General features: G+C 59.9%; 21 protein-coding genes and 1 pseudogene. 12 read left to right on the forward strand and 10 right to left on the reverse strand.

Annotation, left to right across the window (positions count from 1 at the left end; all coding sequences use genetic code 11):
* The first annotated feature begins 143 nt into the window (after positions 1-143).
* The 3 genes and pseudogenes from C1X29_RS10235 to C1X29_RS10245 all read left to right on the forward strand — a co-directional run.
* Entirely contained in the window at positions 144-599 is a 456-nt protein-coding gene (locus C1X29_RS10235) for a VOC family protein (RefSeq protein ID WP_085747571.1), read from the forward strand.
* Between the two features lie 80 nt (positions 600-679).
* A complete protein-coding gene (locus C1X29_RS10240) occupies positions 680-2224 on the forward strand; it encodes a class I SAM-dependent methyltransferase (protein WP_102717356.1) in 1545 nt (514 codons plus the stop codon).
* A gap of 14 nt (positions 2225-2238) precedes the next feature.
* Positions 2239-2484: pseudogene (locus C1X29_RS10245) on the forward strand (GGDEF domain-containing protein); the annotation flags it as partial.
* Here C1X29_RS10245 and C1X29_RS10250 read toward each other — a convergent pair.
* Together C1X29_RS10250 and C1X29_RS10255 are read right to left on the reverse strand one after the other, a co-directional pair.
* On the reverse strand, positions 2463-3587 hold the full coding sequence (locus C1X29_RS10250) for an alkene reductase (protein WP_102717357.1): 1125 nt from the start codon (positions 3585-3587) through the stop codon (positions 2463-2465). The pseudogene C1X29_RS10245 and the gene C1X29_RS10250 overlap by 22 nt on opposite strands.
* Positions 3588-3704: 117 nt before the next feature.
* Positions 3705-4382, reverse strand: coding sequence for a type 1 glutamine amidotransferase domain-containing protein (locus C1X29_RS10255; RefSeq protein WP_102717358.1), 678 nt, complete (start codon positions 4380-4382; stop codon positions 3705-3707).
* Between the two features lie 209 nt (positions 4383-4591).
* Here C1X29_RS10255 and C1X29_RS10260 point away from each other — a divergent pair, with 209 nt between their 5' ends.
* Together C1X29_RS10260 and C1X29_RS10265 are read left to right on the forward strand one after the other, a co-directional pair.
* Positions 4592-5176: a TetR/AcrR family transcriptional regulator gene (locus C1X29_RS10260; protein WP_102717359.1), complete on the forward strand. Its 585-nt coding sequence runs from the start codon at positions 4592-4594 to the stop codon at positions 5174-5176.
* A 145-nt stretch (positions 5177-5321) separates the two neighbouring features.
* The gene (locus tag C1X29_RS10265; RefSeq protein WP_102717360.1) at positions 5322-7448 is read left to right on the forward strand and encodes a TonB-dependent siderophore receptor; all 2127 of its coding nucleotides are present in this window, start codon (positions 5322-5324) and stop codon (positions 7446-7448) included.
* Positions 7449-7500: 52 nt separating this feature from the next.
* Here C1X29_RS10265 and C1X29_RS10270 read toward each other — a convergent pair whose 3' ends face one another.
* The 4 genes from C1X29_RS10270 to C1X29_RS10285 form a co-directional block, all read right to left on the reverse strand.
* Positions 7501-8457, reverse strand: coding sequence for a 2-hydroxyacid dehydrogenase (locus C1X29_RS10270; protein ID WP_102686641.1), 957 nt, complete (start codon positions 8455-8457; stop codon positions 7501-7503).
* Positions 8458-8489: 32 nt separating this feature from the next.
* Complete coding sequence (locus C1X29_RS10275) at positions 8490-9254, reverse strand: SDR family oxidoreductase (RefSeq protein ID WP_085747563.1); 765 nt, start codon at positions 9252-9254, stop codon at positions 8490-8492.
* A 39-nt stretch (positions 9255-9293) separates the two neighbouring features.
* Entirely contained in the window at positions 9294-9986 is a 693-nt protein-coding gene (locus tag C1X29_RS10280; RefSeq protein ID WP_102717361.1) for a fumarylacetoacetate hydrolase family protein, read from the reverse strand.
* A gap of 99 nt (positions 9987-10085) precedes the next feature.
* Positions 10086-11435, reverse strand: a complete 1350-nt coding sequence (locus C1X29_RS10285) for an MFS transporter (RefSeq protein ID WP_102717362.1) — start codon at positions 11433-11435, stop codon at positions 10086-10088.
* Positions 11436-12025: 590 nt separating this feature from the next.
* On the opposite strand from C1X29_RS10285, the gene C1X29_RS10290 reads away from it, so the two are divergent.
* Positions 12026-12958, forward strand: a complete 933-nt coding sequence (locus C1X29_RS10290) for an AraC family transcriptional regulator (RefSeq protein WP_102717363.1) — start codon at positions 12026-12028, stop codon at positions 12956-12958.
* A gap of 4 nt (positions 12959-12962) precedes the next feature.
* On the opposite strand, the gene C1X29_RS10295 is transcribed toward C1X29_RS10290, so the two are convergent.
* Positions 12963-13901, reverse strand: coding sequence for an AraC family transcriptional regulator (locus C1X29_RS10295; protein WP_102717364.1), 939 nt, complete (start codon positions 13899-13901; stop codon positions 12963-12965).
* A gap of 21 nt (positions 13902-13922) precedes the next feature.
* On the reverse strand, positions 13923-14756 hold the full coding sequence (locus tag C1X29_RS10300) for an oxidoreductase (RefSeq protein ID WP_102686645.1): 834 nt from the start codon (positions 14754-14756) through the stop codon (positions 13923-13925).
* Between the two features lie 30 nt (positions 14757-14786).
* Here C1X29_RS10300 and C1X29_RS29240 point away from each other — a divergent pair, with 30 nt between their 5' ends.
* The gene (locus C1X29_RS29240; RefSeq protein WP_158247724.1) at positions 14787-14951 is read left to right on the forward strand and encodes a hypothetical protein; all 165 of its coding nucleotides are present in this window, start codon (positions 14787-14789) and stop codon (positions 14949-14951) included.
* A complete protein-coding gene (locus tag C1X29_RS10305) occupies positions 14948-15931 on the forward strand; it encodes an alpha/beta hydrolase (protein WP_256584342.1) in 984 nt (327 codons plus the stop codon). The genes C1X29_RS29240 and C1X29_RS10305 overlap by 4 nt, the downstream gene beginning before the upstream one ends.
* Positions 15932-15942: 11 nt before the next feature.
* Here the strand turns inward: C1X29_RS10305 and C1X29_RS10310 are convergent, their stop codons facing one another.
* On the reverse strand, positions 15943-16821 hold the full coding sequence (locus tag C1X29_RS10310; protein WP_039771013.1) for a LysR substrate-binding domain-containing protein: 879 nt from the start codon (positions 16819-16821) through the stop codon (positions 15943-15945).
* Positions 16822-16925: 104 nt separating this feature from the next.
* On the opposite strand from C1X29_RS10310, the gene C1X29_RS10315 reads away from it, so the two are divergent.
* The 4 genes from C1X29_RS10315 to C1X29_RS10330 all read left to right on the forward strand — a co-directional run bounded on the left by C1X29_RS10315 (position 16926) and on the right by C1X29_RS10330 (position 20391).
* Complete coding sequence (locus C1X29_RS10315) at positions 16926-17351, forward strand: VOC family protein (protein ID WP_085747586.1); 426 nt, start codon at positions 16926-16928, stop codon at positions 17349-17351.
* A gap of 113 nt (positions 17352-17464) precedes the next feature.
* Entirely contained in the window at positions 17465-18724 is a 1260-nt protein-coding gene (locus tag C1X29_RS10320; RefSeq protein WP_039771015.1) for a cation:dicarboxylase symporter family transporter, read from the forward strand.
* Positions 18725-18833: 109 nt separating this feature from the next.
* The gene (locus tag C1X29_RS10325) at positions 18834-19937 is read left to right on the forward strand and encodes an alkene reductase (protein ID WP_102717365.1); all 1104 of its coding nucleotides are present in this window, start codon (positions 18834-18836) and stop codon (positions 19935-19937) included.
* Between the two features lie 73 nt (positions 19938-20010).
* Positions 20011-20391: a nuclear transport factor 2 family protein gene (locus C1X29_RS10330; RefSeq protein WP_039771019.1), complete on the forward strand. Its 381-nt coding sequence runs from the start codon at positions 20011-20013 to the stop codon at positions 20389-20391.
* 40 nt (positions 20392-20431) lie between these two features.
* Here the strand turns inward: C1X29_RS10330 and C1X29_RS10335 are convergent, their stop codons facing one another.
* The gene (locus C1X29_RS10335; protein ID WP_102717366.1) at positions 20432-22291 is read right to left on the reverse strand and encodes an ABC transporter ATP-binding protein; all 1860 of its coding nucleotides are present in this window, start codon (positions 22289-22291) and stop codon (positions 20432-20434) included.
* Between the last annotated feature and the right edge of the window lie 65 nt (positions 22292-22356).

Here is a 22356-nt window from a genome sequence, read left to right on the forward strand (position 1 = left end):
GAGTAGGTCATCGTCAAGATTAAATTCCGAAACCCCAATTGCGAAAGCAGTTGGGGTTTTGTTTTGCCCGCAGGAAAGTTTTTGCTCACGTTTGAGCACGCGTTGTTGGTTACCATGTGCGTCCGTTCGGCAGGAGGCAGGCAATGCAACTCAAGTTCAGTCACGTCGATGTACTCGTCAATAACCTCGAAGAAGCCTGCGCGTACTACGCGCAAATATTAAAGGCGAGAACCTCCAGGACGCTGGTGTGGGAGCGGGGCGGCCTGCATGTGCGTTATGCGATTGCGTTGATCGGGCAGGAGCGTTTCATGCTGGTTCAGCCATTGGCCGGTAATCTGCGGGAGCTCCTGGATAGCGCAGGCGAGGGCATGATCTACCGTCACTGCTATTCGACTCCCGATATCGAAAAAGCCTACGACGAGCTTGTCGCTGAAGGCGTACAGCCCGAAGATGAAAACGGTAAACCGTTGGTCCGCGAACATCTCCAATCACCGGCAGGGGCACGCATCATCTGGTTGCCCAAGCGCTTCGGCCACTTCTCGATCGAAATCCTCGAGGAAGAGACGCTAGAGGCATTTATCGAAGACGCGTTTGCCTGATAGCTTCTCCTCTTGTGATACGCCATCACTACCCCGTATAAGAGCGACTTTCATTTCCGATATCAGAGTAGGGTGCACGCATGAGCAATGCCTGGAACGAGGGATATTTCACGGACGAAGGCTACACCTACGGGTATAGCCGGGAAATCAATCCGGTTTTCCAGCGTTATTGTCTGCTGCTGCGCGGTTTCGCCACGCTGGAGAGCACCGACGGTTATCACTGTGAGCTGGGCTTTGGTCAGGGCGTTTCGATCAACATCCATGCCGCGGGCAATCCAGGCTCCTATGTCGGTACCGACTTCCACCCGGGTCAGGCGTCCCATGCCATCGCTCTGGCCAGAGACTGGGGCAGCGATGCGCGGCTGTATGACGACAGCTTCGAGCAGTTGCTGGCCCGCCATGACTTGCCCCAGTTCGACAGCATCAGCCTGCATGGCATCTGGACCTGGGTCAGCCGCGATAACCATAAGCTGATCGTGGAATTCGTCCGCCGTCATCTCAAGCCAGGTGGTCTGCTCTACGTCAGCTACAACTGCTTCCCGGGCTGGTCGCCTCAGGCACCGTTGCGCCAACTGTTCAGTCTGCACGACCGTTTCGCCAGCCAGCCGTCTGCGCGCCCTGATCAACGTATCGACGCTGCGCTGCAATTTTCCGAAGCGCTGCTGGCTGCAAATCCTAAATATGCCAACTCCGCACCGGGGCTGGACGCCAAGCTCCAGAGCATCAAGGGTCAGGATCGCCAGTACGTCGCCCATGAGTATTTCAACCGCGACTGGAACTGCATGTATTTCACCGACGTGGTGGATGCCCTGGCACCCGCCAAGCTCGATTACGCCACGACAGCCGTGCCGCTGGACTCCGTCGACCCGCTCAACCTGAGCGCCGAAGGCATGGACTTTCTGGAAGGTATCGAGCATCCCGTCATGCGTGAGCAGGCGCGTGACTACTTTGTGAACCAGAGTTTCCGCCGGGATCTTTATGTGCGTGGCACCAACAAGCTGTCCGCCTCCGAGCACCGTGAGCGGATGCTCAGCACGCGCTTCGTCCTGTTGCAGGCAGCCGACAGCGTGCCGGCCAACGTCACCGGTCCGGCGGGCGCAGCGACGCTGCAGGCAGAGATCTATGGCCCGGTACTCGCAGCCCTGGCGGATGACGCCTATGTGCCGAAGACCTTGCGGCATTTGCTGGATCTCGTGCCCTCGTTGGCCTATGGCGACGTCGAGCAGGCCCTCAACGTGCTGATCGGCATGAGCGTTGTAGCGCCCTGTCAGAGCGAGGCGGCTGAAAAGCTGGTGCAGGCCCGTTGCAACACCCTCAACCTGCAGCTGTGCAAGCGTTCGTTGTACGGCAACAGGATTCAGACCCTGGCGAGTCCGGTGACCGGTGGTGGCGTGACGGTCAGCCGCTTCCAGCAGTTGTTCCTGATCTCGATCAAGCAAGGCAAAAAGCACCCGGCTGAATGGGCGCAACTGGCGTGGGGCATCATCGGCGGCCAGGGCGAAGGTCTTCTGAAGGACGGCAGGGCCCTGACCACCGCTGAAGAAAACCTTGCCGAACTGACCTGGCAGGCTCAAGCGTTTGCCGAGAATACGCTGGTGATTCTCAAGGCTTTGAAAATCGTCTAGTCGAGACGAGGGACGGCGCAGCGGTCGTGGCGCAAATAATCCTGAAACGCTTGGCGCAAGAGCCTATCGCTCACCGGACCAGTCCATTCGGCCGAGTGAGTGTGAGCATCGGCATTGCGGCCGCCACAGGGTCGCAACTGGACACGGTACAAGGCCTGATCGCTGCGGCAGATCAGGCGCTGTATCAAGCCAAAGGGGCGGGCCGCAATCAGCTCGCCAAAAGTGTCGCCAGCGAAAGCTACTCTCCGTACACCGGGTAATCCACATAGCCTTCGGCATGGCCGCCATACACCGTGGCCGGGTTCAGCGAATTCAGCGGCCAGCCATTGGCGATCCGCGCGGGCAGGTCCGGGTTAGCCATGAACGGGCGACCGAAAGCCACGAGGTCCGCCAATCCGGATTCAAGCAACCGCGCACCGCTTTCGGCGTTGTAGCGGCCCGCGTAGATGATCGCGCCGCTGAAGGTGTCGCGTACCGCTCGACGGAAGGTTTCCGGCATCACTGGCGCGTCGTCCCAGTCGGCTTCGGCGATGGACAGGTAGGCGATGCCGACGTCTTGCAGCACCTTGATCGCTTCGATATAGGTGGTGTGAGGGTCTTCCTCGACCATACCCAGATAAGTCCGCGCTTCATCGGTGGTGGTGAACAGCGGCGCAAAGCGCACGCCGACCTTTTCCTTGCCGATGCATTCGGCGACCCCGGCCACTACTTCGCGCAGAAAGCGCAGACGGTTATGCAGCGAACCGCCGTATTGATCGGTGCGCAGGTTGCTGTGGGCGGAGATGAACTGGTTCACCAGATAACCATTGGCACAATGCAGTTCGATACCGTCGAAACCGGCGTCCATGGCATTGCGCGCCGCCTGGATGTACAGCTGAACCAGTTCCTGGACTTCATCGGTGGTCAGCGCTCGAGGCGCGGACGGCGGAACCAGAGCGCCCACACCGGGCGCGGTTTCGATGAACACACTGACCCGGTCGGTGGCGATGGCGGAGGCCGACACCGGGGCGTCGCCATTGGGTTGCAGGGCAGTATGGGATACGCGACCGACATGCCATAGCTGCGCGAAAATCACGCCGTCACTGGCGTGGACAGCCTCGGTGACCTTGCGCCAACCGGCAATTTGCTCAGGTGTATGAATGCCCGGGGTCCAGGCGTAACCCTGGCCACGGGGTTCGATCTGAGTGCCTTCAGTCGCCAGCAAGCCCGCACCGGCCCGCTGCTGGTAATACTCGGCCATCAATTCATTGGCGACATTGCCCGGTTGGGTGCTGCGCTGGCGGGTGAGGGGCGGCAGGACTATGCGGTTTTTCAGGATGTGGCGGCCCAGGGTGACGGGTGTAAAGAAACTGCTGTGGTTCATGGAAATACCTTTTCATGGCCTTATTAGACCAGTCGACTATTCAAGTGGCGAAAAAAGAACACCGTGCAACGCACACACGGTGTCCGGATCAGTTGTTCGAGGATGTAGCGGAAAGCTTCAGCCCAGCAGCTTCAGCAGTTTTTCGGCGACAGCTGCCGAGCTGGCAGGATTCTGGCCGGTCACCAGTTTTCCATCAGTCACTACATGAACCTGCCAGTCGGCAACTTTGGAATAGCGACCGCCAAGACGCTGAAACTCGTCTTCGATCAGGAAAGGTACGACATCCGTCAAACCGACGGCCGCCTCTTCGGAATTGGTGAAGCCGGTCACTTCGCGATGCTGGATCAGCGGTTTACCGTCCGTATCGACCACATGACGCAGTACCCCCGGTGCGTGGCAGACAAAACCATGGGGCTTGTTGCTGCGCGCGAAGGCTTCGATCAGGGCAATCGAATGCTTGTCTTCGGCCAGGTCCCAGAGCGGGCCATGGCCACCTGGATAAAACACGGCATCGAAATCTTCGGCGCGGACGTCGGCCAGGCGGCCGGTGCTCGCGAGTACCTGTTGGGCCGCAGGGTCCTGGCGGAAACGGTCGGTTTCAGTCGTCTGAGCGTCGGGCTCGTCGCTCTTCGGATCCAGCGGTGGCTGACCGCCAGCGGGCGAAACCAGGGTGACGTCGGCACCGGCGTCCTTGAAGGCGTAGTAGGGGGCGGCGAACTCTTCGAGCCAGAAGCCGGTTTTCTTGCCGGTGTTGCCGAGTTGATCGTGGGAAGTCAAAACCATCAAGATTTTCATAGAGCACCCTGGGTTGGTCTGGCGGCGTTCATGAGCAAGGGATTCGCACAGAATCGGCACCGGGAAAAAGTTTGTCGGGGCGCAGCATAGTTTCCAATTAGACCAGTCGTCTAGTAATTTTTTCTCTGAAGCTTTTTCATGGACAGGTGTGGCAAACTCGCGTTCCTTTGAGATAAACGACTGGTCTATTGCCTGGTAATTCGTGCCCCATGAAACCGACCTACGACGACACCCGCCAACATTTGCTCGACACCGGCCACCGGATGATGGCCGAGAAAGGCTTCACCAGTGTCGGCCTGAACGAGATCCTGCAGACCGCCGGCGTGCCCAAGGGCTCGTTCTATCACTACTTCAAATCCAAGGAACTGTACGGCCAGGCCTTGCTCGAGGATTACTTCGTCGACTATCTGGCGGACATGGAGCGACGCCTGACGCTGCCCGGCCTGAGCGCCTATGAACGGCTGATGGATTATTGGCAAGGCTGGCAGGATCGCTGCACCCTGGAAGGCCATGGCGACGAATGCCTGGTGGTGAAACTCAGCGCCGAGGTGGCTGACCTTTCCGAAACCATGCGCCTGACCTTGCGTGATGGTGCAGAGCGAGTGGTGGCGCGCATCAGCGAGTGCATCGAACAGGGCCAGGTCGAAAAAAGCTTGCCTGAGGGCGATGCTCGGCAACTGGCTGAAACCCTGTATCAACTGTGGCTGGGGGCCAGTTTGCTGAACAAACTGCAACGCACAGGACAGTCGTTGAGTACGTCAATGGCGACCACGAAACGCCTGTTGGGCGTGTGAGCAGGAAATAGACGCAAGAGGTGAGAGTCAGCTGCACAAACGAATGGGAATGCCTATCAATTGCGCGGCGGGTGGTATACCATCCGCCGCGTTTTTGCTGGCAGTTATCCCCTTCGTTCTGGCCTATCTGTAAGGTTCTCCCCCCATGCGTCGAACTCTGCTGTCCATCTGTGTGTTGCAAACGTTGTCTCCCTTTGCGTGGGCCGAGCCCTCCGGTTCAACAGCGTCAGCTCTGGAGCTGGAGGCAACCGATGTGGTCGGTACCGCGGATTACGAAAGAGCGGACGGCCCGGTACACGGATATCGCGCGACCCGTTCGGCCAGCGCCACCCGAACCGATACCTCGATCCATGAAACCCCGCAGTCGATCAGTGTCGTCACTAAAGACGCGGTCGAAGACATCGGTGCTACCCGGCTGCAGGACGCACTGGATTACGCGGGCGGCGTAGGGCGAGCCAACAATTTCGGCGGCCAGGGACTGACCACGTTCACCGTGCGCGGATTTACCACCGGCGAGTTCTACCGTAATGGTTTCCCGATCAATCGCGGGTATCCGAACATGCCGGATGCCAACACCATCGAGCGTCTTGAGGTCCTGCGCGGTCCGGCGACCATGCTCTACGGCCGTGGCGATCCGGGTGGCACCTTCAATGTCGTTTCCAAACAACCGTTGCCCGAGCGCACGGTCACACTCGGCAGCCAGTTGAATGACCAAGGCATGCGCCGCGGTACCCTGGATGCTTCCGGTCCGCTCGATGAAGAGGGGCGTCTGGCCTATCGCCTGAACGTGGTGGGCGAGGGCGGCGATACCTTCCGCGATCACGTTGAAACCGAACGCTACGGCGTGACCCCGGTGCTGACCTGGCAAGCCAGCGATGACACTCGAGTCATCTTTGAGGGTGACTTCATGCGCAACAACCATCCGCTGGACCGGGGCGCGACGCGTTATCCCCGGCAGATCGGCACCGCCTCCCGCGACACCTTCTTCGGTGAACCGGACGCCGGCAAGTTGCACAACGACAACAACATGGCGCAATTGCGCTTCGAGCATGTGCTCAATGAGGACTGGACGCTCGGCGGTGGCTTCCAGTGGCTCGACGGAACCTTGCAGGGCAATGCCATCGAAGCCAACGGCATTGCCGCCGACGGCCGGACTTTGGGACGAAACTTCAACTACCGCAAGCTGGAGTGGACGGACAAGGACACCCAGCTCAACCTGACCGGTCACTTTGCCACGGGCGGCCTGCAGCACACCTTGCTCACCGGTATCGAATACGAAGATTACGACTACCAGTCGATCATCCAGCGCTCCAGCGGCGCGGTGAGTGCCTATCCGATCGACATCTTCAATCCGGTGTATGGGCAGCCCCGTCCGGCACTGACGCGCACCCCGACCCACGACAAGGAAAATCTCAAGACCTACGCCGCGTTCGTACAGGATCAGGTGGCTCTGACCGATCGGCTGAAAGTCCTGGCCGGCGCACGTTTCGAACGCTTCGAACACGACTACGAAACCTACGTGCCCGGCGGCAAGAACTGGCAGGCCAGTGACAATGCCGTGACGCCCCGCGTCGGTGTGACCTACGACCTGACCGACACCCTCGCGGTCTACGCGGACACCGCGCGTTCATTCAAGCCCAATACCGGCGCGAGCCGACAGGGCGGGGGCTTTGAACCGGAGAAAGGCAAGTCCTGGGAGATGGGCGTCAAATGGGAAGCGCTGGATCATCAGTTGAGCGTTGACGCGGCGATCTATCAGATTGAAAAGCGCAATGTCCTGACCACTGACCCGGTGGACTCGACTTTCAGCGTGGCTGCCGGGGAAGTGCGCAGCCGGGGATTTGACCTCAATGTCGCCGGCAACCTGACCCCCGAGTGGCGTGTCATCGGGGGTTACGCCTACGTCGATGCCGAGGTGACCAAGGACAACGTGATCCGCTCCGGCACGCGACTGATGAACATCCCGAAAAACAGCTTCAGCCTGCTCAACGTCTATGAGTTCCAGGACGGTGCCCTCAGTGGTCTGGGTCTGGGAACAGGCCTCAAATATGTCGATGAGCGCGCGGGTCAGACGGCGAACACCGCGTTTTCGATGGGGAGCTACACCGTTGTCGACCTGCTCAGCTACTACAAGGTCAATGACAAGGTGCGCCTCAACCTCGACCTGAAGAACCTGTTTGACCGGGACTACGACGAGGGTGCATTCGGTAACGTCTACGCCTATCCGGGGGCACCGAGAACGGTGCAGGTCGGCATTTCTTACACGTTGTAGTCGGGGTCTGGAATCTGTCAGCGGGGGCTGCGGCCCCCGATGACTGTGAGGTTCAGCCGGTCACGCACCCTGGCGGAGTTCTTCCGGCAAAACTGTCCACCAGGCTCGCCACAACCATCTCGCCCATGCGGGTGCGGGTCTGCAGGGTCGCGCTGGCGCGGTGCGGTTGCAGCACCACCTGTTCCTGGGCAAACAAGGCTTCAGGAACGTTGGGCTCATCGACGAAAACATCCAGCGCCGCACCCGCGATCTCACCGGCCGTCAGGGCCGCCACCAGATCGGTTTCGTTGACCAGTTTTCCCCGGGCGACGTTGATCAGGTAGCCGCCCTTGCCCAGGGCCTGCAGCACGGAGGCATCGATGATGGCTTCGGCCTTGTCGGCGGCCGCCGCGAGAATCAGCGCATCACTGTCGCGGGCCAATTGCTTGAGGTCGGCGATGAAGGTGTGGCTGATATCGCTCATCGGTTGCAGGTCGGTGTAACTGATCGGACAGCCAAACGCGGCAGCGCGAGTGGCGACCGCTCGGCCGACCCGGCCCATGCCCACGATGCCGATCCGCATGCCGGACACTTGCCGCGCCAAAGGCAGCGGTGCCAATGGGGTCGGGCTTTGCGGCCACTGGCCCGAGCGAACGTAACGGTCACTGGTACACAGCCCACGACACACGGCGATCAGCAAACCGATGGCCAGGTCGGCCACGTCTTCGGTCAGCGCGCCGATGGTCGCCGTCACGCGAATCCCGCGATCCCGGGCGTAGGCCAGGTCGACCGCATCGGTGCCGACACCGTTGACCGCCACCACTTCCAGTTTGGGCAGTTGCGCCATCAGCGCCTGGCTGATGCCCGTGTGGCCACCGGTGATCACGCCGCGAATGTTGGCGCCGTGTTCCTGCAAATACGCCGCTTTGTCGGCCTGCTCGAAATAACGCCTGATCGTGAACAGTTCGCCGAGACGGGCATTGATTTGCGGAATCAGGATCGGGCTCAGCTGCAAGACTTCTGGCTTCATGTAAACCTCACTTACGCAATAAAAAAGCCGGCTCAACCGCGGCCGGCAAACGGCATGGCAGTGGCCATGACGGTCATGTTCAGGACGTTGGCCGACAGGGGCAGACCGGCGATGTAGCGCACGGCGTCGGCGACATGCTTGACGTCGACCATCGGCTCCACGGCGATGCTGCCGTTGGCCTGGCGCACGCCTTTGGTCATGCGCACCGACATTTCGGTCAAGGCATTGCCGATATCGATCTGGCTGCAGGCGATATTGAATTCCCGACCATCCAGCGCCAGTGATTTGGTCAATCCCAATACCGCGTGTTTGCTGGCGGTGTATGCGCTGCTGAAAGGACGCGGGGTGTGGGCCGAAATCGAACCGTTATTGATGATGCGGCCACCCTGTGGCTGTTGCCGGCGCATGAGCCCGAACGCGCCACGGGCGCAGAGAAAAACCCCGTTGAGGTTGGTGTCGATCACGTTTCGCCACTGCTCGAACGTCAGCTCATCCAGCGGCACGGCGGGGGCATTGACCCCGGCGTTGTTGAAGACCACGTCCAGGCGTCCATAGACTTCGGCAATGGTTGCAAACAGCTGATCGACACTGGCCGGGTCGCGTACATCAGTGGGCACCGCCAGCGCTTCGTTTCCTTCGCTGGCCGCCAGATCGACCAACGCGTGCAAGGGTTCGGGCCGGCGCCCGGCCAGCACCAGGGTGTATCCGTCGGCCAGCAGGCCCAGTGCCACCGAACGGCCGATCCCGCTGCCGGCGCCGGTCACCAGGGCCACTTTCAAGGATTGAGTGTCAGACATCTTGTTGTTCTCCTTTTTTCCAATCACTTAAGGACAGACTCAAGGCCGTGGGCCGACGCGCATTTCGAGTTGGCCGATGCCGTCGATCCCGGCACTGATGACGTCGCCGGGTTGCAGGATATCGACGCCGGCGGGGCTGCCGGTCATGATCAGGTCACCGGCCTTGAGTGTTACGGATTGCGAGATGCGGCTGATGACTTCACTCACCGACCAGATCTGGCTGTCGAGACGATCGCGCTGGCGTTCCTCACCGTTCACGCTCAACCATAATTCCCCTTCGAGCCGACCGGTCCGAGTGACCGGCACAATGGCGGTCATTGGTGCGGCGCCGTCAAACACCTTGGCACCTTCCCATGGCAAACCGTCGCGCTTGGCCAGGCGCTGTACGTCACGGCGGGTCAGGTCCAGTCCGGCGGCGTACCCCCAGACATAGGCCAGCGCCTGGCTTTCGGGGATCTGCGCGCCGCCTTCGCCGATGGCCACGACCAGCTCGATTTCATGGGCAAACTCTTCGGTCAGTGACGGGAAGGTCACTTCACCGACGGCGTCTACCACGCAGCTTGCCGGCTTCATGAAAAACACTGGCGGCTGGCGCGGTTGGCCCAGCGTGTCCGGCCACGGGTAGTTGCGGCCGACGCAAAAGACGCGTCCGACGGGAAAGCGTTGCTCGCTGTCGACAATCGGCAAGGTCACTGGCAGATCCGGGGTAAAGACGTATTCGGTCATGTTCATCCTGCTGGAAGTCCTGTGTGAGAGTGCAGCGTACGGCGGCAATCGCTGGCGAAGTTGGACGAAAGCCGCCTCCAATTGGAGAAACCGGTTGTTCTGGCTTCAGCGCGTTTTCAACTCGATGCGGTACAGGCGACCGAGCAGCAATGAGTAGGAGAGAGTGCCGATCAGCGCCACGGCGCCTATGAACCAGAACGCCCAGGCGAACGAGCCGGTGGCGTGGACGATGGCGCCGATCACGATCGGGGTCACAATGCCGCCGATGTTGGCGGCCAGGCTGGTGATCCCGCCGGTCAGCCCGATCAGTTCCTTGGGCGCCACCTCCGACACCGCCGCCCACGAGGACGACGCGATGCCCTGCGCGAAGAAGGCAATGGTCAGCACGGCGATGCAGATGACGTTTGAGTCGGTGAAGTTCACCAGCACGATCGACATGCCCAGCATCGACCCGACTACCAGCGGCAATTTCCGGGCGAAAGACATTGAATAACCGCGACGGATCAACAGGTCGGAGACGATGCCGGCGAGCAGGATGCCGACCGTTGCGCCCACGAAGGGCATCACGGCAAAGATCCCGGCCTTGATCGTGGTCAGATGGCGTTCTTCAATCAGATAGGTCGGGAACCAGGTGAGGAAGAAGTACAGCGCCGAGGTGCTGGCGAACTTGCCGATACAAATGGCCCAGACCTGGCGATAGCTGAACAGCTCGGCGATCTGCCGCCAGTTGAAACGGGTGCGTTCCTGGCTGCTCTTGACCAGTCCGCCACCGGCCTCGATGTATTTCAACTCTTCTTTGCTGACCTTCTTGCAGTTCAGCGGATCGCGATACAGATACAGCCACAGCACACCGAAGACGATGCCGAGCGCGCCGGTGCTGTAGAACACATGGCGCCAGTCAAAGGTTGTGGCCAGCCACAGCAGGGCACCGGTAAACAGTGCCGTGCCCAGGTACTGCCCGCAGACGTAAATGCTGCTGGCCAGTCCCCGTTCCCGCGCCGGAAACCATACGGTTACCGCACGGCTGTTGGCCGGAAACGCCGGCGCTTCCATCGCCCCGACGGCCAGACGCAAGCCGAACAGCGAAGCGAAACCCGTGGCGAAGCCTTGAAACACCGTGACGGTCGACCAACTGATCAGTGAAACCCCGTAGGTGAAGCGTGAGCCGAAGCGGTCGGCGATAAATCCGGCCGGCACGAGAGCGAGTGCGTAGGTCCAGGCAAAGGCAGAGAAAATCAGCCCCATTTCGATCTTGTCCAGACCCAGGTCCTTGGCCATGAACGGGGCGGCGATCGAGATGTTCACCCGGTCGATGTAATTGATGATCGTCGCAATCAGCAGCAGCGAGAGCATGAACCAGCGTCGCCGCGTCGGCAGTCGCCGGGAAGAGGCGGCGTCTCTGTCGCCGGCAATCAGCGGGGGGGCGGTGGTCGGGGAGGTGTGCGAATTCGACATGAGTGGACCTCGTTATTGTTAGAAGTGTCGAGTTGTTTGCGGACAGCCGACGTCGTTGCCCGCTGTTCGGGGGCAAGGCAATCGAAGTTGAAACCAATGGCAAAAACGGCCAGGGTCAGACGTTCAGGGACGTCTTCCGGCTGGCATCGTCGGTAAAGGGTGGGGAGGGGCGGCGGGGAGCAATAGCGGATTCATGACGTGCGCACCTTTTTTGTTTTTGAATGAGGTTGGGCTGCATGAGAAATACAGTGGTCGTACAACCTCTTGAAATCAATCAAGGTGTTAGATCATTTTTTCCGGAGAAGGGCGCGTCGGATAAACCTGTCCAAAAAAAGTCCACACAGTAAATTTTCCATATGCTCTCTGCTTTGTTTTCTATCCGACTGTTTTTAAAAGGAAAAAATACTGAATTTGCGGTCGCGTTTTTTGGACAGTGATCATTGGCAGTGGCGGTGTAGAAAAAACACTGAGTCTGGCGTCGTCGTATGACTGCTTGAAGGGTCGGCGACGAACCTTCAAGATGAGCCACGCCGATAACTCGGTAACGCCAGGAAAACCTGCCCAAGTAACCTGTCGAGGATTCTCAAGAAATGACGTCACAATGCCGTGTGCCCACCTACGTCATGCAGCAACGCAGCGAGATGATGGATTTCTACATTCGTGACAAGAAAGGTCGCCGCGCCGAGACTGGCCCGCACCGACACGAATACTTCCAGATCCAGATCAACCTCGGCGGCGACACGGTGCAGCACATTGGCAACGCGGTTCGTCCGTTTCCGCGTAACGCACTGGCATTCATCCTGCCGCACCGTGTGCACGTGATCCCGCATCCGGCGGACAGCAATTTCATGGTGATCAACTTTTCCCAGACCTTTCTGTTGCCGCATTTGCAGTGCGACCCGATGGATCTGGAGGAGGTATCGATTCTCCTGGCGCCCGAACTGTCGCCGTTTCGCTTTCAGGAGCATCTGGATTTCATACTGGGGGATGAGGACTTCAACGAGGTCTGTGGCTTGATCGAACAGATGCGCGGCCTGGACGAGAATCGTCAGTTCGGTACGCGCGAAGTGCTCAAGGGATTGCTGCTGCAACTGGTGGGCAAGGTGTGCGTCCTGTATGCCGAACCGCTCAAGCGCCTGGCGGAAGAAAACGCAGCACAGGCCAGTCGACGGGATGCACTGAGCCGGATGTTCGAGTACTTGCGCAAGAATATTGCCGACCCCGATCTCAATCTGATCAAGGTGGCGGCGGCTACCTACCTGTCACCGACTTACCTCACGCACTGGCTGCGCAAGGAAATCGGCAAGACCTTCACCGAGCTGGTGCTGGAACGCAGAATGCACGCGGCGCGCAATTACCTGCTCAATGGAGCCCGGCCAGTGGGCGAGGTGGCGAGGCTGTGTGGTTTTGCGGATGAAGCTTATTTCTCCCGGCGCTTTCGCCAGATCCACGGCCAGCCACCTGGACAGTTCCGCCGTCGGCAACTGGACCCGGACACCCCGCAGTCACCTGTAGATACCTGATCGGCTAATGCGACGAAACATAATCCGAGGCCGACGTCGGCGCAGGCAACGCATACGTTGCCTTCATCCACTCGATCTCCGCTTGCGGCGTTCGGCCGAAGAACCGTTTGAACTCGCGGCTGAATTGCGAAGCGCTTTCATAGCCGACACTGAACGCCGCCGCTGACGCGGTCATCGCGTGGCGCAACATCAAAAGTCGCGCCTGATGCAGGCGTGTCGACTTCAGGTATTGCATGGGCGAGGCGTCCGTCACGCTGCGAAAGTGCAGGTGAAAACTGGGTACGCTCATGCTCGCTTCGCGGGCCAGTTGCTCGACGTCCAGGCGCTCCTGATAGCTGCTGTGGATCTTGCGGATCGCCCGCGTCACCTTGCCGAAGTGCCCCTGTCGATTGAGTGCGGCGCGCATCGAGCCGCCTTGTTCGCCGGTCAGGATGCGGTAATAGATTTCCCGCAACAGCGCTGGCCCCAATATCTGTGCCTCACCCTCAATACTCATGGCTTCGAGAAAGCGCAGCGTCGATGCGCGCAGGCGGTCGTCCATCGGCGAGGCAAACATGCCCTTGGGTGGCGCATCACTCGGGCCGTGAATCTCATCCACCTGCGGCATCAACTCGCTGGCCACCTGGAAATCGAGTTGCATATAGATCGCGAGCATTGGCTCGTCCTCAGAGGCGTCGGTCTCCATGGTGAAGGGGATCGGAACCGACACCACCAGGTAATGCTGGGCGTCATACACGTAGACGTCATCGCCCAGATACCCGCGCTTCTGGCCCTGACAGAGAATCACGATGCCGGGGTCGTACAGCACCGGCGTGCGGGTCAGTGGCCGGTTCGAGCGCAGGAAACGCACGCCCTCCAGCGCGCTGAGGTTGTAGCCCTCGACCGGTGCCAGCGTTTCCATGAGCTGCACCATGCGCGAAGTGCTTGGGTCGGCCTGTTTCATCGGGTTCTCTCTGTGGGCCGTTCAATGGTCGGTGGAACGGGTCAGCGCTTCCCATTGATCGATCTCGCTGGCGGCGCGTTTCAGCTTGTCGCGCACCAGGCTCAATGCATCGCTGCCGAGCAACAGATGCGCCGGTGGAGCAGGGCTGGCGATGATCTGCAACATCGCCTGCGCCGCTTTGCGCGGATCACCGAGTTGCTTGCCGCTTTTGTCTTCGCGGGCCTTGCGCACCGGATCGAAACTGGCGTCATAGTCGGCGATGCTGCGGGGCGTGCGCTGCATCGAACGGCCGGCCCAGTCGGTCCGAAATGAACCCGGTGCGACGGCGGTCACGAAGATATTGAACGGCGCCAGTTCCTTGCTCAGGGTATCGGAGATGCCTTCGAGCGCAAACTTGCTGCCGCAGTAGTACGCGATACCCGGCATGGTGATTGTGCCGCCCATCGACGTGATATTGAGAATATGACCCGCCCGCCGCTGGCGAAAGAACGGCACAAACGCCTTGGTCACCGCGACCGCGCCGAACACATTCACGTCGAACTGGCGGCGCATGTCCTCCAGCGGCGATTCTTCTAAAATGCCTTCGTGGCCGTAGCCGGCGTTGTTGACCAGCACATCGACCGGACCGTGGGTCGCTTCGACGGTCGCCACGACGCCTTCGATGCGGTCGAAGTCCGTGACGTCCAGCAGCACGCCGTACGCATTATCGATAGAAAGAGCCTGAAAGGCTTGCAGGTCGGCTTCGTTGCGCACGGTCCCGATGACGCGGTGGCCGGCATCCAGCGCTTCCTTGGCCAGCGCGTGGCCGAAGCCGCTGCTGACGCCGGTGATGAAGAGGGTTTTGGTGGTGGTCATGACGGGCTCCAGTAAGTGCGGTTTCAGCTCATGGTATCCATCGAAGAAACACTCACCTATGTCGGTTTGTCTTTGATCATTGCCTATTCCTATCACCGGGGCGAGATGACGGCCGATGAACTTTTTGCGTTGCTCCAGGCATCCAGGCTGGAACAGACCGCAACCGCTGATATCCTGCGCAACAACCGCCGATGAGCCAGGACGAAATGAAGACATCAACCCGTTGGCCCGCAGACGATAACGAGTTGGCGCAATTGCGCGCGTTCAACCGCAAGCTTGCCCGGCTGCCGCGCTTTCGCATCCGCAATCGCATCACCCCACGGGCGATTCAGTTGTTGTTGCGCCTAAGCCAATTGGGCGGCGCAAGAAAGTTGCTCAAGCACGGGCTCAAGGCCGAACGAAAAGTGGTGGGTGTCGACGGCGCGTCAGTGCCGGTGCGGATTATTCGGCCAAATACAAAGGCCAAAGGCGTAGTGCTGGACTTCCATGGCGGCGGCTGGGTCATCGGCAACGCGCAGATGAACGATCCCCTCAACATCGCCATGGTGAAAGCCTGCGACGTGGCAGTGGTCTCGGTCGACTATCGGCTTGTGGTCTCGACTCCGATCGAGGGCGTCATGCAGGACTGCCTCACGGCGGCCCGCTGGCTGCTGAGCGATGACTGCCACGAGTTTGCGAACCTGCCCGTCATCGTCGTGGGCGAGTCGGCAGGCGGCCACCTTGCCGCCGCGACCCTGCTGCAACTCAAACAGTGGCCGGACCTGCTCGAACGGGTGAGCGGGGCGCTGCTGTATTACGGCGTCTACGACCTGACCGGAACCCCCAGCGTACGCAACGCCGGGCCCGATACCTTGCTGCTGGATGGGCCGGGGATGGTTGAAGCGCTGCAAATGCTCACTCCGGGATTGAACGATGAAGAACGCCGGCAGGCGCCGTTGTCTCCGCTGTACGGTGACTTCACCGGTTTTCCGCCAGCGTTGATGTTTGCTGCGCAACTGGATCCGCTCAGGGATGACACGCTTGAGTTGGCTGAGCGTTGGGGCAGGGCGGCGGAAGTGGAGGTGCATCTGTTGCCGGAAACCGCACATGGGGTGATTCATTTTCCGCTGGGGTTGGCGGGGAAAGTGCTTGGGTATAGTCGTGCGTGGGTTGCGGGGCGGCTTGTTGAGGGGTGAGCCATCGACCCTCACTCAGCCGCCACCTTGAATTGCTCGAGAATAAGTTCAGCCAATGTCCTGACAGGCTCGGTGAAACTTCGCCGAGGCCTGTGCACCAGTCCGATATCACGATGGAAGGTGTGTTGGCCGAGATCAAGCGCCCGCACACCTGACGGCCATTGCTGATGGGTGGCCGTCTGCGGCACGAGCGCGACCCCTACGCCATTTTCCACCAGCCTGATGATGGCCTCCAGCTCATCCAGCTCAGAGACTTCACGCAAAGTGAAATGCATCTGTCGCAGGAAACGATCGACCTGCCTGCCGCCGAAGGAGGAGCGGTCATAGCGAATGAACGGCAGGCTTGAGAGCAGTTCGATCCAGTCTTCTCCCGGTACGTCCTTGGGCACGATCAGACGGTAGGGTTCAAGCGCCAGCGTGGTCCAGCGCAGATCGCTTTGAAGCGAGAAGGGCGGCCGAATGATCGCCGCCATGTCGATTTCGCCAGTATCCACCAGGTTCACCAGCTCCATGGAAAGACCGGGCACGACACGCGTTCGGCATTCCGGGCACTGCTGGTGAAACCTGGCGAGTGCGTCCGGGAGAAACGATCGCTGGACTGAGGCGATTGCGCCGACGTTGACCAGAATGCGGGTGGAAAGACCGACGGTGGTCGATCCCAGGTTGTCGTAAAGACGAAGCAGCTCCTGCGCCTGAAGCAGGACTTGCTGGCCCATCCTGTTGAGGTGGGCCGAGCGTCCTTTTCTGTCGAATATTTCAAAGCCGAGCTCGGCTTCCAGACGTTGAATCTGGGCGCTCACCGCCGCCTGGGTGAGGCCGATCCGGTTGCCGGCGGCCGCGAAAGTGCCTTCCCGGGCGACGGCAATGAGGGTCTTGAGTTCTTTGATCATTCACAAATATTAGTTGTGTTTCTGAGAAATATATATTGATTTTTTTGCTGTCAGTGTCGCCCTACGATGTGCTCACCAACCACAAAAACCGTATCGGAGTCCTGATGAGCCTTTCGCCATTCCACCTCGCCATCCCCGTGTACAACCTGGCTGCAGCCCGCACTTTTTACGGTGAGGTCTTCGGCCTGGAAGAGGGTCGTTCCAGTAACCAATGGGTCGACTTCAACTTTTACGGGCATCAACTGGTGATTCACGAACACCCGAAAACCGACTCTCAGCAAAGCGTTCACAGCAACCCGGTCGACGGGCACGACGTTCCTGTTCCTCACTTCGGCATCATCCTGGGATGGGAAGAGTGGGAAGCGCTGGCAGAGCGCCTCAAGTCTTTCGGTACCGAATTTGTGATCGAACCTTACATTCGATTCAAAGGACAGGTTGGCGAGCAAGCCACCATGTTTCTGTTCGACCCTTGCGGCAATGCCCTCGAATTCAAGGCCTTCAAGGATATGAGCCAGCTCTTCGCCAAGTAAGAAACGCAATGGCACAACGGCGTTGTGCCATTTGATCTCAAGTGAGCTGGAAGCTCATGACTCTAGCAACTGCCGATTGATGCAGTCCTTTCATTCCAACAAGAAGGCTAGACATGAAACGTATTCCCCTGGTGTGGCAAATCGTTGCCGGGCTGTTGCTTGGCGTGCTCGTTGGTTGGTACTTCAATACCCATCCGCAGTATCAGTCGTGGGTCAGTACGGAGATCCTGAAACCGCTTGGCGATATCTTCATCAAGATGATGAAGATGGTGGTCGTGCCTATCGTGTTCTGTTGCATGATCCTGGGTATCGCCGGAGGCGGGGATAACAAGTCGTTCGGCCGGATGGGCATCAAGTCGCTGGGCTATTTCTTTGCGATCACCGGCCTGGCCATCGTGATCGGCCTGTGTTTCGCGAACCTCTTCGAACCCGGTACGGGCACCGATATTTCGGGCATCGCACACGGTGCTGCCGCCATCACGATGGAGCCTTCGAAGGGCGCGCTCGTGATTGTGCAAAACATCGTTCCGGATAACGTTCTGGTGGCGATGTCCGAGGCGAAGTTGCTTTCTGTGCTGTTCTTCGCGGTGTTGTTCGGTGTCGCGCTCAACGCATTGCCCAGGGAGAAAAGTGCACCTGTGGTTGCGCTGGTCCAAGGCATTTCAGATGCGATGTTCAGGATCGTCTCGATCGTCATGGCCTATGCCCCGATAGGGGTGTTCGGCATGATCGGTGCGACCGTCGCTACCTTCGGTTTTGCCTCGTTGTTGCCCCTGCTCAAGTTGATTGGTGTGGTTTATCTGGCGCTGATCGTCTTCGCATTGGTAGTGCTCGGAGGAATCAGTTACCTGATCGGCGAGAACATCTTCAAGTTGATCAGGTATTTCCGCGACGAGTTGATTCTTGCGTTCTCCAGTGCTGCCTCTGCAGCGGTCATGCCGCAGTTGATGAGCAAGCTGGAGAACTACGGCGTACCACGGCGCATTGTCAGTTTTGTGGTGCCAGTGGGGTACGCGTTCAACCTCGATGGCGCGTCGATCTTCCTCGGCGTGGCGACAATTTTCATCGCCCAGCTTTATGGAATCGATCTGTCGCTTTCTCAGGAAATCCTGCTGGTGGTGACCATGGTGCTGACCTCCAAAGGTGCTGCCGGGGTGCCTGGATTCGCCATCGTCATCCTGTCGGCCACGTTGGCGTCTGCCGGTCTCCCGCTGGAGGGCGTGGCACTGATCGCCGGTATTTTCAGGATTATCGACAGCGGCACCACCACCCTGAATGTGTTGGGCAATGCGATCGCGCCCCTGGTGATCGCCAAATGGGAGAGGGTGACTCTTGAGCCTTCGCGCACCCGCCCGGACGTACAAAAGGCCTGACGATCACAAGGAGCACTGACGGTGCTGCACGAGTAAACGCCTGCTGATGTACAGGCGATTTTTTTCATCAAGTTACTAGACGACCGGTCTGATATTGAAGGTATGCAACATGATTGATAACAGTCGCAACACGGATCTTTTTTCTCCCATGCAAATGGGCGCCCTGCAATTGGCCAACCGGATTGTCATGGCGTCCGTGACTCGCAGCCGGATGGCTGAAGACGGCGTTCCGAACGAACTGCACGCGACTTACTACGCACAGCGCGCGAGTGCCGGCTTGATCATTGCCGAAGCGACAAACATTTCGGCGCAGGGGCGTGGCTATGCCATGACGCCGGGGATCTGGTCGGACGCGCAGGTGGCGGGCTGGAGAAAAGTCACGGACGCCGTCCATGCCGCAGGTGGCAGGATTGTCAGCCAGTTGTGGCACGTGGGGCGTTTTTCCAGCGTCGAGTTACAGCCCGACGGTGCCGCTCCCGTTGCGCCCTCGGCGATCAAGGCAGAAGGCAGCACCTACACCGAGAACTGCTTTGTCGAAGTGTCGATGCCCCGAGCGCTGGAGACGTCGGAGATTCCCGGCATCATCGAGCAATACAAGCGCGCCGCTGAAAATGCCAGGCGTGCCGGTTTCGATGGGGTGGAGGTTCATTCGGCGAACAGCTATCTGCTCGACCAGTTTCTGCGTGACTCGACCAATCAGCGCACTGACCGGTACGGCGGCACCATTGAGAACCGCGCCCGACTGACGCTTGAAGTCACTGAAGCGGTGATTTCGATCTGGGGCAGTGACCGCGTCGGCATCCGTCTTTCGCCGGTCACGCCCGATGCCGGAAACACGCCTCCCGACAGCAATGTCATGGCGACTTACGGATATCTGATTCAGCAGCTCAACCGGCTCAATCTGGCCTATCTGCACTTCGTCGAAGGCGCCACCGCGACTTCGCGAACGGTTCCTGATGGCGTTGATATGGATGCATTGAGCGCGCAGTTCGAAGGCCCCTTCATCGGCAATAACAACTACGACCTCGAGATGGCACTGAAGCGCCGGGCACAGGGCCGGATTGACGCGGTGGCGTTCGGGCGCCTGTTCATTTCCAACCCCGACCTCGTGGAGCGCCTGCGTCGGGGCACCGAACTGACCATCGCGCCACGCGAGAGCTACTACGGCGGCGGCGCCAAGGGCTACACCGACTGGCCAACGGCTGACCATTGATGTGTGCGCCCTGAACCGGATCGGCGCAGGGCGGCTTGATTGAAAAAACATTCACAGCAAACAGGAGTTCATCATGAGTCATCCAACTTACGTGCAGGAATACAACGCAATCGTCGAAGTGCTCAGCCAGTACAACGAAGGGGGAGCAAAGGCTGACAGCGCCTTGATGAAGCCCGCGTTCAATGCGCAGGCGACCATGTTCGGGGTTGACGACGGCAAGCTCGTCGGCGGCGCGATCCAGAATCTGTATGACGTCATCGACAGCGCGTTTCGTCCATCTCCTGAAGCCGAAGCCGCGATCGTCCGCATCGACATCGTCGGCACGGCCGCGAGTGCCCGGGTCGATACCGACAACGTGTCGGGGTTCCGTTTCACCGACTTCTTCAACCTGCTGAAGGTAGACGGCAAGTGGACGATCGTCAGCAAGATCTACCACACCCACCCGAGCGCCTGAGCCCTCGTCTTCTGCCCCGGCAGTACCGGGGCAGCACCGTTTACGCCTGATCCATCGCCTCGGTCAGCCCCTGATCCTCACCCAGAAACCCGCCACTCTGATGCTGCCACAACCGCGCATAGGTGCCGTTTTTCGCCAGCAGTTCAGTGTGGGTGCCTTGCTCGATGATCCGTCCCTCATCCATGACAATCAGTCGGTCCATCGCCGCAATCGTCGACAGTCGATGCGCAATCGCGATCACGGTCTTGCCCTGCATCATTTCATCGAGGCTTTCCTGAATGGCGACTTCGACTTCGGAATCCAGGGCGCTGGTAGCTTCGTCCAGTAGAAGAATCGGCGCGTTCTTGAGCATTACCCGGGCGATGGCGATCCGCTGGCGCTGGCCACCGGAAAGCTTGATGCCACGTTCACCTACCAGCGTGTCGTAGCCGGTGTGGCCATGACGGTCGCTGAGCTGGTTGATGAAGCCGTCGGCCTGAGCATTGGCCGCCGCGCGCTGGATCTGTTCGTCGGTCGCGTCCGGTCGGCCGTAGGCGATGTTGTCGCGAATCGAGCGGTGCAGCAGGGACGTGTCCTGAGTGACCATGCCGATCGCGCTGCGCAGGCTGTCCTGGGTCACCTGTGCAATGTTTTGCCCGTCGATGCGAATCTCGCCACGGTCCACATCATAGAAGCGCAGCAGCAGGTTGATCAGCGTGGATTTGCCGGCGCCGGAGCGGCCCACCAGACCGATTTTCTCGCCCGGCTGGATGCTCAGGCTCAAGCCGTCGAGCACCTGGCGTTCGCCGTTGTAGTTGAAGCTGACGTTGTCGAATTCCACGGCGCCGCCGGAAGGTACCAGCACGCCGGCGTCCGGCGCGTCCTGCACCTTGGGGCCACGGGTCAGGGTGTCCATGCCGTCCTGCACGGTGCCGATGTTTTCGAACAGCGACGTCATCTGCCACATGATCCAGTGCGACATGCCGTTGATGCGCAACGCCATGGCCGTGATCGCCGCCACCGCCCCGGTGCCGACTTCGCCCTGATGCCAAAGCCACAAGGCATAGCCGCCGGCGCCCATGATCAGCCCGACTACCAGCGCCTGATTGACGATCTCGAACTGGCTGACCAGACGCATCTGGCGGAAACCGGTCTGCTTGAAATCCTCCATTGCCGCCCGCGCAAAATGCGCTTCACGTTTGGAGTGGGAGAACAGTTTCACCGTGGTGATGTTGGTGTAGGCGTCCGAAACCCGGCCCGTCATCGATGACCGCGCATGGGCCTGTTCCTGCCCGACCTGGCCCAGGCGTGGCACGAAGTACAGCATCGCCAGCCCGAACAGTGCGACCCAGGCAATGAACGGCAGCATGAGTTTCAGGGCGAAACCGCCGGCCAGGGCGATGATCGCTATGAAGTAAACGCCGATGCCCGGTGCGATTTCGATAACGGTGAACAGCACCTCGCGCACGGCCAGTGCCGTCTGCATCACCTTGGTCGTGACCCGGCCGGAAAACTCATCGGAAAAGAATGAAAGGCTCTGCCGCAGCATCAGCCGGTGGAAATCCCAGCGCAGGCGCAGCGGCAGATTGATCGCCAACACCTGGTGCTGAACCATGGTGCGCAGCGCCACCAGCCCGACGCTGGTCAGCAGCACGAGGCCGATGCCCCACAGCACACGGCTCTCCTGGCCGTTCACATCGCCGCCGGCCTGCCAGGCCGAAAGCAGGTCAACGACCTGACCCAGAAAGGAAAACAACCAGGCTTCGTAGATCGACACACCGGCACTAAGCAGCGCCAGCGCGAGGATATAACCGCGAGCGCCACGGGTGCAGGCCCACAGGAATCGCGCCAGACCGACCGGCGGTGGCGGCGCTTCGTCGGGCGGGAAGGGGTCGAGCCGTTGTTCAAACAGGCGAAGCATTGTGGGTCTCCGAATTCATCAGTTGCGGGGATTCTGCCACTTATCGATCACATTGAGGGGCTGCA

The sequence above is a fragment of the Pseudomonas sp. GW456-12-10-14-LB2 genome (assembly GCF_002884345.1).
Lineage (GTDB): Bacteria > Pseudomonadota > Gammaproteobacteria > Pseudomonadales > Pseudomonadaceae > Aquipseudomonas > Aquipseudomonas paraglycinae.

Bases quoted from the DNA above. Each gene is read 5' to 3' on its own strand.
- C1X29_RS10235 (WP_085747571.1), top strand. From the start codon at position 144: ATGCAACTCAAGTTCAGTCACGTCGATGTACTCGTCAATAACCTCGAA.
- C1X29_RS10240 (WP_102717356.1), top strand. From the start codon at position 680: ATGAGCAATGCCTGGAACGAGGGATATTTCACGGACGAAGGCTACACC.
- C1X29_RS10250 (WP_102717357.1), bottom strand. From the start codon at position 3,587: ATGAACCACAGCAGTTTCTTTACACCCGTCACCCTGGGCCGCCACATC.
- C1X29_RS10255 (WP_102717358.1), bottom strand. From the start codon at position 4,382: ATGAAAATCTTGATGGTTTTGACTTCCCACGATCAACTCGGCAACACC.
- C1X29_RS10260 (WP_102717359.1), top strand. From the start codon at position 4,592: ATGAAACCGACCTACGACGACACCCGCCAACATTTGCTCGACACCGGC.
- C1X29_RS10265 (WP_102717360.1), top strand. From the start codon at position 5,322: ATGCGTCGAACTCTGCTGTCCATCTGTGTGTTGCAAACGTTGTCTCCC.
- C1X29_RS10270 (WP_102686641.1), bottom strand. From the start codon at position 8,457: ATGAAGCCAGAAGTCTTGCAGCTGAGCCCGATCCTGATTCCGCAAATC.
- C1X29_RS10275 (WP_085747563.1), bottom strand. From the start codon at position 9,254: ATGTCTGACACTCAATCCTTGAAAGTGGCCCTGGTGACCGGCGCCGGC.
- C1X29_RS10280 (WP_102717361.1), bottom strand. From the start codon at position 9,986: ATGAACATGACCGAATACGTCTTTACCCCGGATCTGCCAGTGACCTTG.
- C1X29_RS10285 (WP_102717362.1), bottom strand. From the start codon at position 11,435: ATGTCGAATTCGCACACCTCCCCGACCACCGCCCCCCCGCTGATTGCC.
- C1X29_RS10290 (WP_102717363.1), top strand. From the start codon at position 12,026: ATGACGTCACAATGCCGTGTGCCCACCTACGTCATGCAGCAACGCAGC.
- C1X29_RS10295 (WP_102717364.1), bottom strand. From the start codon at position 13,901: ATGAAACAGGCCGACCCAAGCACTTCGCGCATGGTGCAGCTCATGGAA.
- C1X29_RS10300 (WP_102686645.1), bottom strand. From the start codon at position 14,756: ATGACCACCACCAAAACCCTCTTCATCACCGGCGTCAGCAGCGGCTTC.
- C1X29_RS29240 (WP_158247724.1), top strand. From the start codon at position 14,787: ATGGTATCCATCGAAGAAACACTCACCTATGTCGGTTTGTCTTTGATC.
- C1X29_RS10305 (WP_256584342.1), top strand. From the start codon at position 14,948: ATGAGCCAGGACGAAATGAAGACATCAACCCGTTGGCCCGCAGACGAT.
- C1X29_RS10310 (WP_039771013.1), bottom strand. From the start codon at position 16,821: ATGATCAAAGAACTCAAGACCCTCATTGCCGTCGCCCGGGAAGGCACT.
- C1X29_RS10315 (WP_085747586.1), top strand. From the start codon at position 16,926: ATGAGCCTTTCGCCATTCCACCTCGCCATCCCCGTGTACAACCTGGCT.
- C1X29_RS10320 (WP_039771015.1), top strand. From the start codon at position 17,465: ATGAAACGTATTCCCCTGGTGTGGCAAATCGTTGCCGGGCTGTTGCTT.
- C1X29_RS10325 (WP_102717365.1), top strand. From the start codon at position 18,834: ATGATTGATAACAGTCGCAACACGGATCTTTTTTCTCCCATGCAAATG.
- C1X29_RS10330 (WP_039771019.1), top strand. From the start codon at position 20,011: ATGAGTCATCCAACTTACGTGCAGGAATACAACGCAATCGTCGAAGTG.
- C1X29_RS10335 (WP_102717366.1), bottom strand. From the start codon at position 22,291: ATGCTTCGCCTGTTTGAACAACGGCTCGACCCCTTCCCGCCCGACGAA.